This is a genomic window from Kitasatospora sp. NPDC002551, assembly GCF_040296005.1.
Lineage (GTDB): Bacteria > Actinomycetota > Actinomycetes > Streptomycetales > Streptomycetaceae > Kitasatospora.
In genome coordinates this window covers 1-14,824 of record NZ_JBEOWI010000067.1, presented here as the reverse complement: position 1 = coordinate 14,824, position 14,824 = coordinate 1, and the positions used below count along the sequence as shown (strand labels likewise).

At 75.2% G+C, this 14,824-nt stretch carries 14 protein-coding genes and 1 pseudogene; 7 read left to right on the top strand and 8 right to left on the bottom strand.

All coding sequences use genetic code 11. The annotated features are described in order from the left end of the window. Positions 1–45: 45 nt before the first annotated feature. Complete coding sequence (locus ABT093_RS35285; protein WP_350571297.1) at positions 46–618, top strand: Uma2 family endonuclease; 573 nt, start codon at positions 46–48, stop codon at positions 616–618. 7 nt (positions 619–625) lie between these two features. Here ABT093_RS35285 and ABT093_RS35280 read toward each other — a convergent pair whose 3' ends face one another. Beyond that, positions 626–946 (bottom strand): hypothetical protein, encoded by a 321-nt coding sequence (locus tag ABT093_RS35280; RefSeq protein ID WP_350571295.1) that lies wholly within the window; start codon positions 944–946, stop codon positions 626–628. A 107-nt stretch (positions 947–1,053) separates the two neighbouring features. On the opposite strand from ABT093_RS35280, the gene ABT093_RS35275 reads away from it, so the two are divergent. After that, positions 1,054–1,533 (top strand): SRPBCC family protein, encoded by a 480-nt coding sequence (locus ABT093_RS35275; protein WP_350571294.1) that lies wholly within the window; start codon positions 1,054–1,056, stop codon positions 1,531–1,533. A gap of 25 nt (positions 1,534–1,558) precedes the next feature. Here the strand turns inward: ABT093_RS35275 and ABT093_RS35270 are convergent, their stop codons facing one another. After that, positions 1,559–2,428 carry a MurR/RpiR family transcriptional regulator gene (locus ABT093_RS35270; protein ID WP_350571292.1) on the bottom strand — a complete coding sequence of 290 codons (870 nt, stop codon included), beginning with the start codon at positions 2,426–2,428 and terminating at the stop codon, positions 1,559–1,561. 244 nt (positions 2,429–2,672) lie between these two features. On the opposite strand from ABT093_RS35270, the gene ABT093_RS35265 reads away from it, so the two are divergent. After that, entirely contained in the window at positions 2,673–3,122 is a 450-nt protein-coding gene (locus tag ABT093_RS35265; protein ID WP_350571290.1) for a hypothetical protein, read from the top strand. 45 nt (positions 3,123–3,167) lie between these two features. Here the strand turns inward: ABT093_RS35265 and hutH are convergent, their stop codons facing one another. Next, complete coding sequence (gene hutH / locus ABT093_RS35260) at positions 3,168–4,745, bottom strand: histidine ammonia-lyase (protein ID WP_350571289.1); 1,578 nt, start codon at positions 4,743–4,745, stop codon at positions 3,168–3,170. A gap of 178 nt (positions 4,746–4,923) precedes the next feature. Between hutH and fdhD the strand changes: the two genes are divergently transcribed. Next, on the top strand, positions 4,924–5,748 hold the full coding sequence (fdhD, locus tag ABT093_RS35255) for a formate dehydrogenase accessory sulfurtransferase FdhD (RefSeq protein WP_350571288.1): 825 nt from the start codon (positions 4,924–4,926) through the stop codon (positions 5,746–5,748). Between the two features lie 7 nt (positions 5,749–5,755). On the opposite strand, the gene ABT093_RS35250 is transcribed toward fdhD, so the two are convergent. Next, positions 5,756–6,946 carry a macrolide family glycosyltransferase gene (locus ABT093_RS35250; protein ID WP_350571286.1) on the bottom strand — a complete coding sequence of 397 codons (1,191 nt, stop codon included), beginning with the start codon at positions 6,944–6,946 and terminating at the stop codon, positions 5,756–5,758. Between the two features lie 127 nt (positions 6,947–7,073). Between ABT093_RS35250 and ABT093_RS35245 the strand changes: the two genes are divergently transcribed. Continuing rightward, positions 7,074–7,682 carry a TetR/AcrR family transcriptional regulator gene (locus ABT093_RS35245; protein ID WP_350571285.1) on the top strand — a complete coding sequence of 203 codons (609 nt, stop codon included), beginning with the start codon at positions 7,074–7,076 and terminating at the stop codon, positions 7,680–7,682. Between the two features lie 18 nt (positions 7,683–7,700). Here ABT093_RS35245 and ABT093_RS35240 read toward each other — a convergent pair whose 3' ends face one another. From ABT093_RS35240 to ABT093_RS35225, 4 genes and pseudogenes are all read right to left on the bottom strand, one after another. Beyond that, positions 7,701–8,045, bottom strand: a complete 345-nt coding sequence (locus ABT093_RS35240; protein ID WP_350571283.1) for a hypothetical protein — start codon at positions 8,043–8,045, stop codon at positions 7,701–7,703. 767 nt (positions 8,046–8,812) lie between these two features. Then, positions 8,813–9,955, bottom strand: a pseudogene (locus ABT093_RS35235) (GGDEF domain-containing protein); the annotation flags it as partial. Positions 9,956–10,388: 433 nt separating this feature from the next. Continuing rightward, positions 10,389–11,669, bottom strand: coding sequence for an adenylate/guanylate cyclase domain-containing protein (locus ABT093_RS35230; RefSeq protein ID WP_502884385.1), 1,281 nt, complete (start codon positions 11,667–11,669; stop codon positions 10,389–10,391). Between the two features lie 106 nt (positions 11,670–11,775). Next, positions 11,776–12,675: a biotin--[acetyl-CoA-carboxylase] ligase gene (locus ABT093_RS35225; RefSeq protein WP_350571280.1), complete on the bottom strand. Its 900-nt coding sequence runs from the start codon at positions 12,673–12,675 to the stop codon at positions 11,776–11,778. A gap of 230 nt (positions 12,676–12,905) precedes the next feature. Between ABT093_RS35225 and ABT093_RS35220 the strand changes: the two genes are divergently transcribed. Then, positions 12,906–14,495: an acyl-CoA carboxylase subunit beta gene (locus ABT093_RS35220; RefSeq protein ID WP_350571278.1), complete on the top strand. Its 1,590-nt coding sequence runs from the start codon at positions 12,906–12,908 to the stop codon at positions 14,493–14,495. A gap of 35 nt (positions 14,496–14,530) precedes the next feature. Further along, positions 14,531–14,752, top strand: coding sequence for an acyl-CoA carboxylase epsilon subunit (locus tag ABT093_RS35215; RefSeq protein ID WP_350571276.1), 222 nt, complete (start codon positions 14,531–14,533; stop codon positions 14,750–14,752). The last annotated feature ends 72 nt before the right edge of the window (positions 14,753–14,824 follow it).

The window sequence follows — 14,824 nt, the reverse complement described above, 5'->3', positions numbered from 1 at the left end:
GCGGGCAGCAGCCACTCGGCCGGGCGCCGACGAATGGAGGACGCGATGACGGCCATCACCGTGCGGCCGGGAAGACTCCGTGACGCCGCCGAGGAGATCGAACGGAGCACCGGCCTCCGAGTGCAGATCATCGGAGGAACCCTGGTGATGGCTCCCACCCCGCGCGGCAAGCACGCCGGGACCGTCCGGCTGCTCCGTCGGCAGCTCGAACCGGCACTCCCCGGCGATCTCGGCGCGTACGAGGTGTCGTCGATCTACATGCCGGGCAACGAGGAGGACTACGTCACCCCCGACCTGGTCGTCCTCCCCGTCGACTGGGACCGCGACGACGAGTGGCTGGCCGATCCGCGGGAGGCCGCCTTCGCCATGGAGGTGATCTCCAACTCCGAGGGCGTTCGGGCAGTCGCCACGAAGACCGACTGGTACGCGACGGCGGGAGTGGGCGTCCTGCTCGCCGTCGACCCGCGCGCGGGCGTCTGGACGCTCTACACCCGCCCGCGGGACAACGCCTATCAGGGCGTGCTGCACGGCAAGTACGGCGAGCCGATCCCGCTCACCGCGCCGCTTCCCGCCGAGCTGCAGACGTCCGACCTGCCGCTGTACACCCCCAAGCGCTGACCTCCCGTCACGCCGCGGCGTCGTCGTCCCAGTGGATGCCGATCTCCTCCAGCCAGCGGCGGTCGGCCTCGTCGGGGGCCGAGGGACGGGGCGGGCGGGGGATCTCCTGGACGGGGCCGAGGCCGTACTGTTCGGCGACGGCGGCGGCGCGGGCGTCGGGTTCGATCACGCCGACGTGGACGACGGCCTGGTCGCCCGGGTCGAGGACGGTGAGTTCGGGATCGGGCAGACGGCGCAGGGTGACGCGGCGTCCGCAGGTCGGGCAGGACCACTCGTCGGCTCCGGAGGCGAGCCGGCCGACGAACTTCATCTCGTGGATCACGCGCATGGCGGCACCCCCTGACTGGAGTGATGCCCGCCCTGGGCGGATCGCCAACCTGCGGGTACGGTCACCGGGGCGGCGCACGGGCCGCGATCCGGACGGGGAGGTCGGGCATGGACCGCGAGTGGGGCATCGAGGAGAGCGTCGGCGTGGCGGTGGAGCCGGCGGTGGTCTACCGCGCTGTCAGCACGGTGCGGCGGACCGGTGAGTGGAGTCCCGAGTGCCGGGCGGTGTGGGCCCGCCGGGGCCCGCTGCGGGCCGGTGACCGGTTCGTCGGCTTCAACCGCCGCGGCCTGTACGTCTGGTTCACCACCTGCCGGGTGACGACGGCCGAGCCCGGTCGCGAGTTCGCCTTCCGGGTGGAGTCGTTCGGGCTGCCGATCGCCCAGTGGGGCTACCGCATCGCGCCCGGCGGGGACGGCGGCACCACCCTCACCGAGTACTGGCGGGACCTGCGGACCGGGCGCGGGGCACCGGTCGCCGAACTGCTCGGCAGGGTGTTCACCGGGGTCCGTCCGGAGCGGCGGGCGGCGGCCAACCGGGCGGGCATGCGGACCACCCTGGAGAGGATCCGCCGGACCCTCGAAGCCTGATCCGGCAGCCGCGCCGGTCGGCCGGCTACTCCAGGAACAGCCCGCGCGCCGTCGCCGACTGCTCGATGGCCTCCAACCGGGCCTCGGCGCCCGGCAGTTCGTCGCACATGCGCTGCAGCAGCACCCGGCCGAGCATCATCGGCGCGCAGGCGGTGTCGAAGACCAGCCCGGTGCCGACGGCGGCCGGCAGCATCAGGTCGGAGAGCTTGGCGACCGGCGCGAAGACGCTGTCGGCCACGGTGACGACGGTCAGTCCGCAGTCGCGGGCCACCGCCAGGGCGTCCATCAGCTCGCGCGGGTAGCGCGGCAGGGCGAAGCAGAGCAGCACGCTCGCGCCCGCCGCGGTGGCCTGTTCGAGGCGGTCGGCGAGCATGCTGCCGCCCTCGTCGAGCAGCCGGACGTCCGGGTGCACCTTGGCGGCGAAGTACGCGAAGCCGCGCGCCTGCGCGGAGGCGGCGCGCAGGCCGAGGACGGGCAGCGGCCGGGAGGCGGCGAGCAGCCGGGCGGCGCGGGTGACCGGCTCGGGGTCGGCGAGCAGTTCGGCGAGGTGGCGCAGGTGCTCGATCTCGGCGAGCACGGCCTGCTGGTGCTCGTTGCGCACGGCGTCGGCCGGGGTCTCGGGGGTGGCCGGCTCCCCGGCGCCGAGTTCGCGCAGCTGCTTGCGCAGCGCCGGGTAGCCGTCGTAGCCGAGGGCCACCGCGAAGCGGGTCACCGACGGCTGGCTGACGCCGGCCAGTTCGGCGACCTCGACGCTGGAGAGGAACGGCGCCTCGGTGGCGTGCCGCACCAGCGAGTGCGCGATCCGCCGCTGCGTGGGGGTGAGCCGGTGCCCCTCGAAGAGCTGGAGCAGCCGGGCGGAGGGACCGACCGTGCCGGCGTCCTCGGTGGCGGTCATGGCGGTACCTCCGGGTGGGAGCTGTTCGGATGACTGTGCAGCAGCGGGCGGCCGCTGGCAAAGACGTCTCGTACGACGGAACGCCGGCTGAGACTCGGCCGGGACGCCCGCCCAGGCCTCCGGACGGCGGACCCGCCGAGGGGCGCGGGCGGCCTCGGGGTGACCCTGAAATCCCCCTGAGACCGCCCGGATTCCCGGCGAACCGGGTGGACCCGCCCGCCCCGCCGGGCGCAGGCTGGTGTCCATGGACACCAGCCAGCACGACCTGAAGCGCGATCTGGACGCCACGGTGCAGGCCCGCAAGGAACTCGGCCCGGAATACGAGTCGGAACTCCTCGACTCCTTCCTCTCGCGGCTCGACGCGCGCCTCGACGCCCGGGTGGAGCGCCGGGTCGGTGAGCGGCTCGGTCCGGCCGACGGGTACGGCCACCCGGCCGCGGCCGGCCGCCCCTACGGCCCGCCGGGGTACGGCCACCACCCGCGCCGCCCCGGCCGTTCGGGCGTGCGGCTGCCGATCGTCTCGATGGCGCTGGGCATCCCGCTGTCCGGCATCGCGGCCGGCGCCGCCGGCTTCTGGGGTCTGCTGGTCTGCTGGGGCGGCATCGTCGGCGTCAATTTCTCCGCCGCGCTGGCCGAGCGGCGCGAGGAGGCGGGCCGTCCGTCGGCCCCGCGGAGCGGGAGCGACTGGGACTGAGGTCCGGTCCACCGTCCCGCCCACCCGCTCCGCCGGGGCCGTCCGTCAGGCCAGCGGCCCGGTGACCCGCTCGACCGCCCGCACCAGATCGCCGGAGGCGACCAGCGTGGCCGCGGCCTCCAGGTCGGGCGACAGGAAGCGGTCGCGCCCGGCGCCGCCCACCCCGGCGGCCCGGGCGGCGGCCAGCGCCGCGGCGGTGGCCGGGGCCAGGTCGCCGCTGGCGCCGGCCTGCCGGCGGATCTCCAGGGCCCGCGCGGCGGCGGTGAGTTCGACGGCGAGGATGCGGCCGAGGTTCTCCACCGCCTGGCGCAGCTTGCGGGCGGCGGACCAGCCCATCGAGACGTGGTCCTCCTGCATGGCCGAGGAGGGGATCGAGTCGACCGAGGCCGGCACGGCGAGCCGCTTGTTCTCGCTGACCAGCGCCGCCTGGGTGTACTGGGCGATCATCAGGCCGGAGTCCACGCCCGGGTCGTCGGCCAGGAAGGCCGGCAGGCCGTGCGAGCGGGCCTTGTCGAGCAGCCGGTCGGTGCGGCGCTCGGCGATCGAGCCGAGGTCGGCGGCGGCGATGGCGAGGAAGTCCAGCACGTAGGCGACCGGGGCGCCGTGGAAGTTGCCGTTGGACTCGACCCGTCCGTCCGGCAGCACCACCGGGTTGTCGACCGAGGCGGCGAGTTCGCGGGAGGCGACCAGCTGGGCGTGCGCGAGGGTGTCGCGCCCGGCGCCGGCCACCTGCGGGGCGCAGCGGATCGAGTAGGCGTCCTGGACGCGCGGCGCGTCGTCCTGGTGGTGGCCGGTGAGGCCGGAGCCCTTGAGCACGGCCAGCATGTTGGCGGCGGACAGCGCCTGCCCGGGGTGCGGGCGGATCGGGGCGTGCAGCTCGGGGGCGAGCACCTTGTCGGTGCCGAGCAGCGCCTCCAGGCTCATCGCGGCGGTGATGTCGGCGGTGGTGAACAGGCGCCGCAGGTCGGCGATGGCCATCACGAGCATGCCGAGCATGCCGTCGGTGCCGTTGATGAGGGCGAGGCCCTCCTTCTCCAGCAGTTCGACGGGCTCGATGCCGGCGGCGGCCAGCAGTTCGCCAGCGGGCCTCTCGGCGCCGTCGGGGCCGGTCGCCACGCCCTCGCCCATGAGCACGAGCGCGCAGTGGGAGAGCGGCGCGAGGTCACCGGAGCAGCCGAGCGAGCCGAACTCGCGGACCACCGGGGTGATATCGGCGTTGAGGATGGCGGCCATGGTCTCGGCGACCAGCGGACGCACGCCGGTACGGCCGCTGGCGAGGGTCTTCATCCGCAGGAACATCAGCGCGCGGACCACCTCGCGCTCGACCGCGGGGCCCATCCCGGCGGCGTGCGAGCGCACCAGCGAGCGCTGCAGCTGGGCGCGCAGCTCGGGGCTGATGTGCCGGACGGCGAGGGCGCCGAAGCCGGTGGAGACGCCGTAGACGGGGCGCGGTTCGGCGGCCAGGGCCTCGATGCGGGCGCGCGCGGCCGCCATCTCGGCGAGCGCGTCGGGGCCGATCTCGACCCGGGCGTTCCCCCGGGCGACGGCCAGCACGTCCTCGGCGCTGACGTCGGCCTTGCCGACCTGGACGAGCGGCGCGTGGGGGGCCGCAGCACTGTGCATATCCATATACACCATCTCACCAGGTGAATGAAGATATGACAACCATCCCGGCGCGATGGAAAGCCGACCACCGCACCGGCCGGTCACCAGGATTTTCGGATATCCCGCCCCGTGGCGCACGCTGTGGGGAGGCGGACGACGCGGCGCCGGGTGCGGCGCACGGAGAGGCGGGCGGGCGATGACACGGGCGACGGCACGGCGGCGGGTGGTCCGGCTGCGCGGGGACGGGCGCAGCACCCGGCCTGACGCACTGGCCGCCGAGGAGCCGCTGGAGATCCGGCTGGGCGGCGAGCCGCTCACCGTCACCATGCGCACCCCCGGCCAGGACTTCGACCTGGTGGCCGGCTTCCTGGTCGGCGAGGGGATCGTCCACTCGGCCGAGGACCTCGCGGCGCTGCGCTACTGCGCCGGCACCGACGAGGACGGCGCCAACACCTACAACGTGGTGGACGCGACCCCGCGCGGCGCCGCCCGGGCGCTGCCGCTCTCCGCGCACCGCAACCTGCTCACCACCAGCGCCTGCGGCCTGTGCGGCCGGGACACCGTGGACGCCGTGCGCACCCATGTGCGCCACGCGGTCGGCGACGACCCGCTGACCGTCCCGCCCGCGCTGCTGTACGGGCTGCCGGACCGGCTGCGCGCCGCCCAGCGGACCTTCGACTCCACCGGCGGCCTGCACGCCGCCGGTCTGTTCGACGGGCGCGGCGGCGAGCTGCTCTGCGTCCGCGAGGACGTCGGGCGGCACAACGCGGTGGACAAGGTGGTCGGCTGGGCGCTGCGCGAGGGCCGGCTGCCGCTGACCGGGCACGTGCTGCTGGTCAGCGGCCGGGCCTCGTTCGAGCTGACCCAGAAGGCGGCGCTGGCCGGCGCGCCGCTGCTGGCCGCCGTCTCGGCGCCGTCCTCGCTGGCCGTGGACCTCGCCGAGGAGCTGGGCCTGACCCTGGTGGGCTTCCTGCGCGGCGAGGGCGCCAACGTCTACACCCGCCCCGACCGGATCCTCTGACCGGCGCTCACCCCAGCTCCGCCTCGACCAGGTCCGCGGCCCGCGCCGTGCCGCCCTCGGCGCGGACCTCGGCGCGCAGCGCGGCGAGGCGGCCGGCCACCGCCGGGTCGCCGGTCAGCTCCAGCAGCGCGGCCCGCAGCGCGGCGGCCGTGGCGTCCTCGGTGTCCAGCCGCCGGGCCACCCCGAGCGCCACCAGGGTGTCCGCGTTGGCGAACTGGTCGACGGCCTGCGGCACCGCGATCATCGGCACGCCGTGGTAGAGCCCCTCGCTCGCGCCTCCGGTGCCGGCGTGGGTGACGAAGGCGTCGGCCTGCGCCAGCACGTCGAACTGCGGCACCCAGCGGTGCACCTCGACGCCCTCCGGCACCTCGCCCAGCGCGGCGAGGTCGGTGTGGCTGCCGATCTGCAGGACGAGGTGCCAGCCCGGCAGGGTGCCGAAGGCCTCCAGGCACTCCCGGTAGAAGGCGGGCCGGTCGGTGAAGGCCGAGCCGAGCGAGACCAGCAGCACCTTCCGGTCGCCGGCGGGCCGCTCCCAGCGGCCCTGGTGCGAGCGGTCGCCGAAGCACTGGCCGACGAAGGTGATCCGCCCGGTGTCGACCCGGTCCGCGTTGGGCTGCAGGGCGCGCGGGATCAGCGCGAGCGCGCGGGCGGGGCGGTTCTTGAACTGCTCGACGTCCCGGACGGCGGCGCCGGTCCCGGCCAGCCAGTCGGCGAACCGCCGGTAGTGCTCGGGGCCGCCGGGGCCGGTGCGCAGCGCCTCGAAGACGCCGGCCATGTCCTGCTCGATGCCCTCCCAGCCGACCATGGTGGGCGAGAGCTGGACCACCGGCACGCCGTGGGCCTCGGCCACCGCCCGGGCGGCGAAGGCGCCGATGTCGTAGAGCACGAGGTCGGGGCGGTCCTCGGCGAAGAGCTTCTGCAGGACGGGGGTCATCGCGAGGGCGTCGTCGAGGAAGACGTCCTGGACGGCCACCGGGTCCTCCGGCCACCCCGAGGGGTCTCCGTCGAGCGGCAGCGCGGCCGGGTACGGGACGAGCGCGGCACCCGCGGCGGTGACGGTCCCGGCGAAGGACGCGTCGTTGACGTAGCTGACCCGGTGGCCCCGGGCGACGAGTTCGGTGATCAGGGCGAGGCTCGGGTTCACGTGGCCGTGGGCGGGGATGGAGGCCATGACGACGTGGGCGGAGCGGCGGGTCATCCCGGTGTTCCTCTCGGAGATTACGAGACGAGACGGTTCGTCTCGCTGACGTTCCACAAGAATGCTCCGTCCGGGGCGAACTGTCAAGACGATACGGATCGTCTCGTCAGCTCGTAGGATGGCCTTCATGGCCAGACCGCAGAACACCCCCGACCCCAGCCGCCGCAGCGAGCAGAGCCGCACGGCGATCCTCACCGCCGCCTCGGAACTCCTCGGCGAGATCGGCTTCGGCAGGCTCACCATCGAGAAGATCGCCGCCCGCGCCGGCGTCGGCAAGCAGACCATCTACCGCTGGTGGCCGTCCAAGGGTGCGGTGGTCTTCGACGCCTTCCTGGCCGCCAACGAGAACGCCTCCGGCAGCCTCGCCCTGCCCGACACCGGCGACCTCGCCGAGGACCTGCGGACCGTCCTGCGGCTCACCGCCCTCGAACTCGCCGACCCCGCCTTCAACCGGACCGGGCGCGCCCTCACCGCCGAGGTCCTCACCGACCCCGGCCTGCTGCGCGAGTACCGCGAACGGCTGCTGGACCCGCTGCTGGAGGTCACCCGCGACCGCCTGCGGGCCGCCCGGGAGGCCGGGCAGCTGCGGGCGGACGCGGACCTCGACCTCGCCCTCGAACTCCTCTACGGCCCGCTGTACTACCGCTGGCTGCACGGGCTGGGCCCGCTCGACGCCGGCTACGCGGACCAGGTGGTGGCGGCCCTGCTGGCCGCGCTCGGCACCGCCGGCGGCTGAGCCGGGACCGGCCCCGGCTCAGGACCGGTTGCGGCGGCGCAGCATCAGCACCACGACGATCACCAGCACGACCACCAGCAGCACCGCGACGGCGCCGATGATCAGGCCGAGGAACCTGCCGAGGCCCTTCTTCTTTTTCTTCTTCTTGGACTTGTCCTTGGCCAGCCGGGTGGTGCCGTGCCGGTCCGCCGTCACCCCGGCCCGGACCTCCTGGACGGCCCCGCCGCCTGCCGCCGCACCCGCCGCACCGACCGTGCCCACCGCCGCCGCCCGCGGCGCGGCGGGAGCCGCCGGGGCCGCCTGAGCGGCCGCCGGCACGGCGCCGCCGAAGGCGAGCACCCCGCAGAGAACCAGACCCGTCAACCGAGCACGCACAGCAACCAACCCCGTCGTCCGATCCGGCGGCGCCCCGACGGCCCGCCAACCGCCGACACCTTCCCACGCGCGCCCCGCCGCGCCCACCCCCTCGGCCGCACCGCGACCGGCCCGGAACACACCGGTCACCGGAGCAGCACACTCCCCGGCCGGGCGGCCGGGCGAGCGGGCCCTCAGCCCTCCGGCGGGGAGGCCGGACCGGCCAGCGCCACCGCCACCAGGGCGCGCAGCGCGGACGTCACCTGGCCGAGCGGCAGCGTGGCGTCGTCGGCGAACAGCTCCAGCAGCCAGCCGCCCGCCGCGTTCCGGCCGCCGGCCGCGACCATGCCGCGGTAGCCGGAGACCACCAGCATCGCCTCCTCCGCCGGGTCGTTGCCCGCCGCGCCCGCCCGCAGCGCGAAGGCGCCGCCGCGCACGGCCCGCCGCGTCATCGGGTAGTGGCGCAGGTCGAAGACGGCGTCCGGGGCCTCGATCTGGGCGCGCTGGGTCTCCGCCCGGCTGCTGCTCGGCCCGCTGGTCATCCGGTAGACGGCGTGCCGCGCGGTGCGCATCAGCTGCGAGCCGGGCGGCACGTAGGAGATCCACCAGCCGACCGCGTCCAGCAGCCGGGCCGAGGTCTCGGCCACCACCGCGAGCTTGCCGATGGTGTCGGCCGGGTGCACCGCCCGCACCGCGGCCTGCCGGTCGAGCGCGGCCAGCACCGCCGTGAGCAGCTGCCCCGGGTCGGCACTGTGCGCGGCGCCGCGGAACCGCCGCCGGTCCCCGGCCCCGGCCCGGCCGCCGGGGCGGAACCGGCCGTCGCCGCGGTGCTGCGGGTCGGCGGCGTCGGCGAGCAGCACCGTCGGGTCGGGGGCGAAGCCGGGACCGTGGCTGCGCCCGGCCACCACCGGGTGGGCGGACCGCGCGGCCTTGGCCCGGTACTGGGCGGCGTCGGCGAGCCGGAACAGCCGGTCGGCGGTGGTGACGGGACCGATCGAGTCCCCGGTGGAGGCGACCCCGCAGGCCACCCCCTCGCCCTCGGCCAGGGCCAGCGCCCGCGCGCACAGCTCCTCGGCGACGGCCACCACCTCGTCGGCCTTCTGCCCCTCGACGAGCAGGCAGAACTCGTCGCCGCCGAGCCGGGCGGCGAGGCTGCCGGGCAGCTTGGCGGCGGCCAGCGACAGCTGGTGGGCGAACCGTTCCAGCAGCCGGTCGCCGACCTCGTGGCCGAGCTGGTCGTTGACCCGCTTGAGGCCGTTGACGTCGCAGACCACCAGCGAGACCACGGTGTCGTCCCGGTTGTGCGCGGCCATCGCGCTCTCCAGCCGGGCGTCCACCGCGCGCCGGTTGGCGAGACCGGTGAGCGGGTCGGAGAAGGCGAGCCTGCGCAGGTCGGCGAGGCGCTCGGTCTGGGCCAGGCCGGCCGAGACCTGGGCGGCCAGCAGGGTCGCGTAGTCGGCGTCGGCCTCGGTGAAGGCGGGCATCCCCTCGGTGCGGGCGAGGTAGAGCTCGCCCCAGGCCTGCCCGTGCAGCACGATCGGCGCGACCACGCAGCAGGCCCGCCCGCGCCGGCGCAGCGCGGCGGCGCGTTCCTGGCAGTACGCGCCCGCGGTCGGATGCGCGTGCCCGGCGTGCGGCTGGCTGTTGTCGGCGGTCTGCACCCAGGCGCGCGGCAGCCGGCCGGTGGTCCAGCGCTCCTCCAGGTACGTGACGATCTCCGGGAAGTCGGCCACCGGGTAGGACTCGTCCTCGGGCAGCTCCTCCTCCCCCGGGGCGAGCTCACCGTGGTTGACCAGGACCCGCAGCCGGCCGGACTCGCGGTCCCAGACCGAGACGGCGGCCATCGTCGCGCCGAGCGCCTCGGTGGCGCGGGCCGCCGCGGCCCGGACGGCCTCCAGCGGGGTGAGCGCGCCGGCCATGTCCTGGGCGAGTCCGACCACGGCCTTCAGCCGCGCGTCGGCGACCGGACCGTCCCCCGGGGCGGGCCCGGGCTCGGGGACGGCGGGCTGCGGCTGCCGGGTCCGGCCGCGGTCCGCCATGATCGCCTCACTGCTCACCGGCTCGCCTCGCTCCCTGTGCTCGGTCCTGCTGGTGGTCCGCCCGGACGCCCGCGCCCACGGGCGACGGCCTCGGGCGGCGCCGCCGCTTCCTACCCGGTACCTACCCGTTCCTGCCCGTCCGCCGGCGCCGCCCCCGCGGCCGATCGGATCGGGGCGCCTGCACCAAGACTATGGCGGATTCGTTCGGTTATGCCCTGTTTGCGGCCGCGCACCCGCAACGCCCCACGGCCGTCCGCCGTTCGGCGTGTCGCGGCAGGGCGCGGGAGGTCGCGGGAGGGCGCGGCGGGGCGCGCTATTCGGTGCGCGCGCGCCGGGAGAGCAGCCACGGCTCGACCAGCCCGAGCCCGCGCACCGGCCGGCGCCACATCGGCTGCAGGTTGAACCGGTGGGCGGCGTCCGGCGCCGGCGGGCCGGACGGCGGCATCCCGGCCGCCGCCGACAGCGCGTCGGCGAGCCCCGGGCCGTCCGCGCCGGGCGGCGCGACACTGCCGTTCTGCTCCAGCGCGGCCGCGAACTCGCCGTCGATCAGCACCGCGTCCTTGGGCGCGATCGAGGTGAGCCGGCTGGCCAGGTTGACCGTGGTGCCGAACACGTCGCCCATCCGCGAGGTGACCGCGCCGAAGGCCATGCCGACCCGCAGCGCGGGGATGGTGTCGTCCTCGGCCAGCGCCTCGATCAGCCCGAGCGCGATCCCGGCGGCGGTCACCGGGTCCTCGGAGACGAAGAGGATCTCGTCGCCGAGCGTCTTGATCACCCGGCCGCCCTGGCCGGCGATGAGGTCGGAGCAGGTGTTCTCGAAGGTCTCGACCAGCTCGCCGAGCTCCTCCTCCTCCAGCCGCCGCGACAGCCGGGTGAAGCCGACCAGGTCGGCGAAGCAGACGGCGAGCCGGCCGCTGGTGATCTCGTGGTCCTCGGCGGCCTGCACCACCCGGCCGGTGACGGCGGCCAGCTGCCGCCGCCAGACGTACACCAGGAACTGCTCCAGCTCCGGCAGCAACAGCTCGACCAGCGGGTAGGCGACGTCGGCGCGGGTCAGGCCGGGCTCGACGGACTGGGTGAGGTTCTCCAGGAAGGTGTCCATCTGCCAGCCCGCCAGCCGGGCGGTGGTCTGGCCGGTGGAGCGGGCCACCTGGATCGCCATCGACTCGCTCAGCAGGCCCGACTCGACCAGGCCGGCCAGCCGGCGCAGCGCGATCACGTCGCCGTCGGTCAGCGCCCGGGACTGCCCGATGTCCGGGAAGCCCATCGCCCGCCAGAAGCGGGTGGCCAGCTCCATCGGGACGTCGGCGGCCCGGGCGGCCTGGTACGGGGTGTAGCGGCGCGGCGCGTCCAGGATCAGGCGTTCGAGGTCGAGGGCGACGGTCTGGTCGTCGGAGCCCGCCGGGCCGCCGTTGCCTCCGGCGCCGTTGTCGCCGCCGTTGCTGCCGTCCTCTGCCACCGGTCCGTCCCCGTGCGGTCGCCGCACTCGCCTCGTGTCCTGCGTGCGGGGCGCGCCCGCCACCCGGCGGGCAGTGGCGCGCCTCACACTGCTGCCAGGTGGAATGTTCGCACGGAATCGCGCGATCCGGGGCATCCGCCCGGGTCAAGGGGAGGTAAGGGGACGCACGGGGTGACCACCCGGCGCACGGGACCGGCTCCCGCCGGGCGCACGGAGCGGGACGGCCGCGGCGCGGGGCCTGCTACCCCGCGGCGCGCGGCTCCGGGCGTACGTGGACGACGTCCCCCGCGCCGACCGCCCGCCGGGCGCCGTCCGGGGTGCGGATCACCAGCCGGCCGTCCCCGTCCACCGCGACCGCCTCGCCGTGCAGCTCGCGGTCGCCGGGCAGCAGGACCTTCACCGGCCGCCCCAGCGTGGTGCAGCGCTCCGCGTAGGCCCGCAGCAGCCCGCTGGCGTGCGGGTCGCCGGCGGCGGCCGTCCACTCCCCGTACAGCTCGGCGAACTCGCGCAGCAGGGCGCGCAGCAGGGTGGCCCGGTCGGTGACGGCGGCGCCGGCCAGGACGAGCGAGCCGGCGGTGGGGACGGGCAGTTCGGCGGCGCGCAGCGAGACGTTGAGGCCGAGGCCGGCGACCACCGCGCCGCCGCCCAGCTCGGTGAGGATGCCGCCGAGCTTGCGCTCCGCGCCGTCGATCTCCACCTGGAGGTCGTTGGGCCACTTCAGGCCGACCTCGACCTCGGCGACCCGGCGCAGCGTGCTCGCGGCGGCGACGCCGACCAGGATCGGCAGCCAGCCGTAGCGTTCGACGGGTACCTCGTCCGGGCGAAGCAGGACGGAGAGGAAGAGACCCGAGCGGGCGGGGGCGCTCCACTGCCGTTCGAGCCGGCCGCGGCCGGAGTTCTGGGCCTCGGCGACCAGCACCGCGCCCTGCGGGGCGCCCTCGCGGGCGCGGGCGGCGAGGTCGGTGTTGGTGGAGCCGGTCTCCTCGACGACGTCGATCGAGGTCCAGAGCCCGCCGGGGAGCAGCAGGTCCCGGCGCAGCGCGGCGGCGTCCAGCGGCGGGCGGTCCAGGTCGGTCCACGGCGACGGCCCGGCGTGGCCGAGGCCGCGCAGTCCACTGCGGCGGGGGGTGTCGGAGGTCATGTGGTCACCCTAGAACGGGCCCAGGCCGATCCATCGTCCCCCACAACGGGCCCCGGCAACACTGTGTCGCTGACCATAACGGTCGGCCGTTACGCCCGGCCTCCGGGCTGGCTACGCTACCCAACGGTAGTTCGTTGTGCCGCCCTGCACCCCTCGTCCGCGCCGGCCCCCACCCGGCCCGCGCGCCCGCGAAAACAGGTCGCGGCCCAGGATCAGGGAGAGCCACCGGAATGACCGAGGCGTCGTACGACCCGCACACCACCGCCGGCAAGCTCGCCGACCTCCGGCGCAGGATCGACGAGGCGGTGCACTCCGGCTCCGCCAAGGCGGTGGAGAAGCAGCACGCCAAGGGCAAGCTGACGGCCCGCGAGCGCGTCGCGGAACTGCTGGACGAGGACTCCTTCGTCGAGTTCGACGAGTTCGCCCGGCACCGGTCGACCAACTTCGGCCAGGAGAGGAACCGGCCCTACGGCGACGGCGTGGTGACCGGCTACGGCACCGTCGACGGCCGTCAGGTCGCGGTGTTCGCCCAGGACTTCACCGTCTTCGGCGGCTCGCTCGGCGAGGTGTTCGGCGAGAAGATCGTCAAGGTCATGGACTTCGCGCTGAAGACCGGCTGCCCGGTCATCGGCATCAACGACTCCGGCGGCGCCCGGATCCAGGAGGGCGTGGTCTCGCTCGGCCTGTACGGCGAGATCTTCCGCCGCAACGTGCACGCCTCCGGGGTGATCCCGCAGATCTCGCTGATCATGGGCCCCTGCGCGGGCGGCGCGGTCTACTCCCCCGCGATCACCGACTTCGTGGTGATGGCCGACCAGACCTCGCACATGTTCATCACCGGCCCCGACGTGATCAAGACCGTCACCGGCGAGGACGTCGGCATGGAGGAGCTGGGCGGCGCGCGCACCCACAACACCAAGTCCGGCAACGCGCACTACCTGGCCACGGACGAGAAGGAGGCCATCGAGTACGTCAAGAGCCTGCTGTCGTACCTGCCCTCCAACAACCTCTCCGACCCGCCGTCCTTCCCGGAGGAGGCGGACCTGTCCGTCACCGAGGAGGACCTCGAACTCGACACCCTGGTACCGGACTCGGCGAACCAGCCGTACGACATCCGCAAGGTGATCGAGCACGTCCTGGACGACGGCGAGTTCCTGGAGACCCAGCCGCTGTACGCCGGCAACATCGTCACCGGCTTCGGCCGGGTCGAGGGCCACCCGGTCGGCGTCGTCGGCAACCAGCCGATGGACCTGGCGGGCTGCCTGGACATCGCCGCCAGCGAGAAGGCCGCGCGGTTCATCCGCACCTGCGACTCGTTCAACGTCCCGGTGCTCACCTTCGTCGACGTGCCCGGCTTCCTGCCCGGCACCGAGCAGGAGTGGGACGGCATCATCCGGCGCGGCGCCAAGCTGATCTACGCCTACGCCGAGGCCACCGTGCCGCTGATCACCGTGATCACCCGCAAGGCCTTCGGCGGCGCGTACGACGTCATGGGCTCCAAACACCTGGGCGCCGACCTCAACCTGGCCTGGCCGACCGCGCAGATCGCCGTGATGGGCGCGCAGGGCGCGGTGAACATCCTGCACCGCCGGGAGATCGCCGAGGCCGAGGCGGCCGGGACCGCCGACGAGAAGCGGGCCGAGCTGATCGCCTCCTACGAGGACACCCTGCTCAACCCGTACCTGGCCGCCGAGCGCGGCTACGTGGACGCCGTCATCGCGCCGAGCGAGACCCGCCGGCACATCGTCCGCGGGCTGCGCGCGCTGCGCGGCAAGCGCGAGACGCTCCCGCCGAAGAAGCACGGCAACATCCCGCTGTAGTGGCTCCGAGCAGGAGGACCGCGAGAGGATTGAGCATGGCCCCGATCCACGTGCTGCACGGGCAGCCGACCCCCGAGGAGCTGGCCACCGTCCTGGCGGTGGTCCAGGCCCGGGCCGCCGCCGCGCAGGCCGCCGCCGAGGCCGCCCGCCGCGCAGGCGCCGGCCCGGACTCCGCCTGGAACGACCGCGCGCGCCGGCTGCGCGCCGCCCCGCGCCCGGGCGTCAACACCTGGCGCACCTCCGGCTGGGCCGGATAGCCCCCGCCGGCCGGGGGGGCCGGCGGCCGGGCCGCCGCGGGGCGGGGGGGCCCCGCGCGCCGAGGGGGGAGC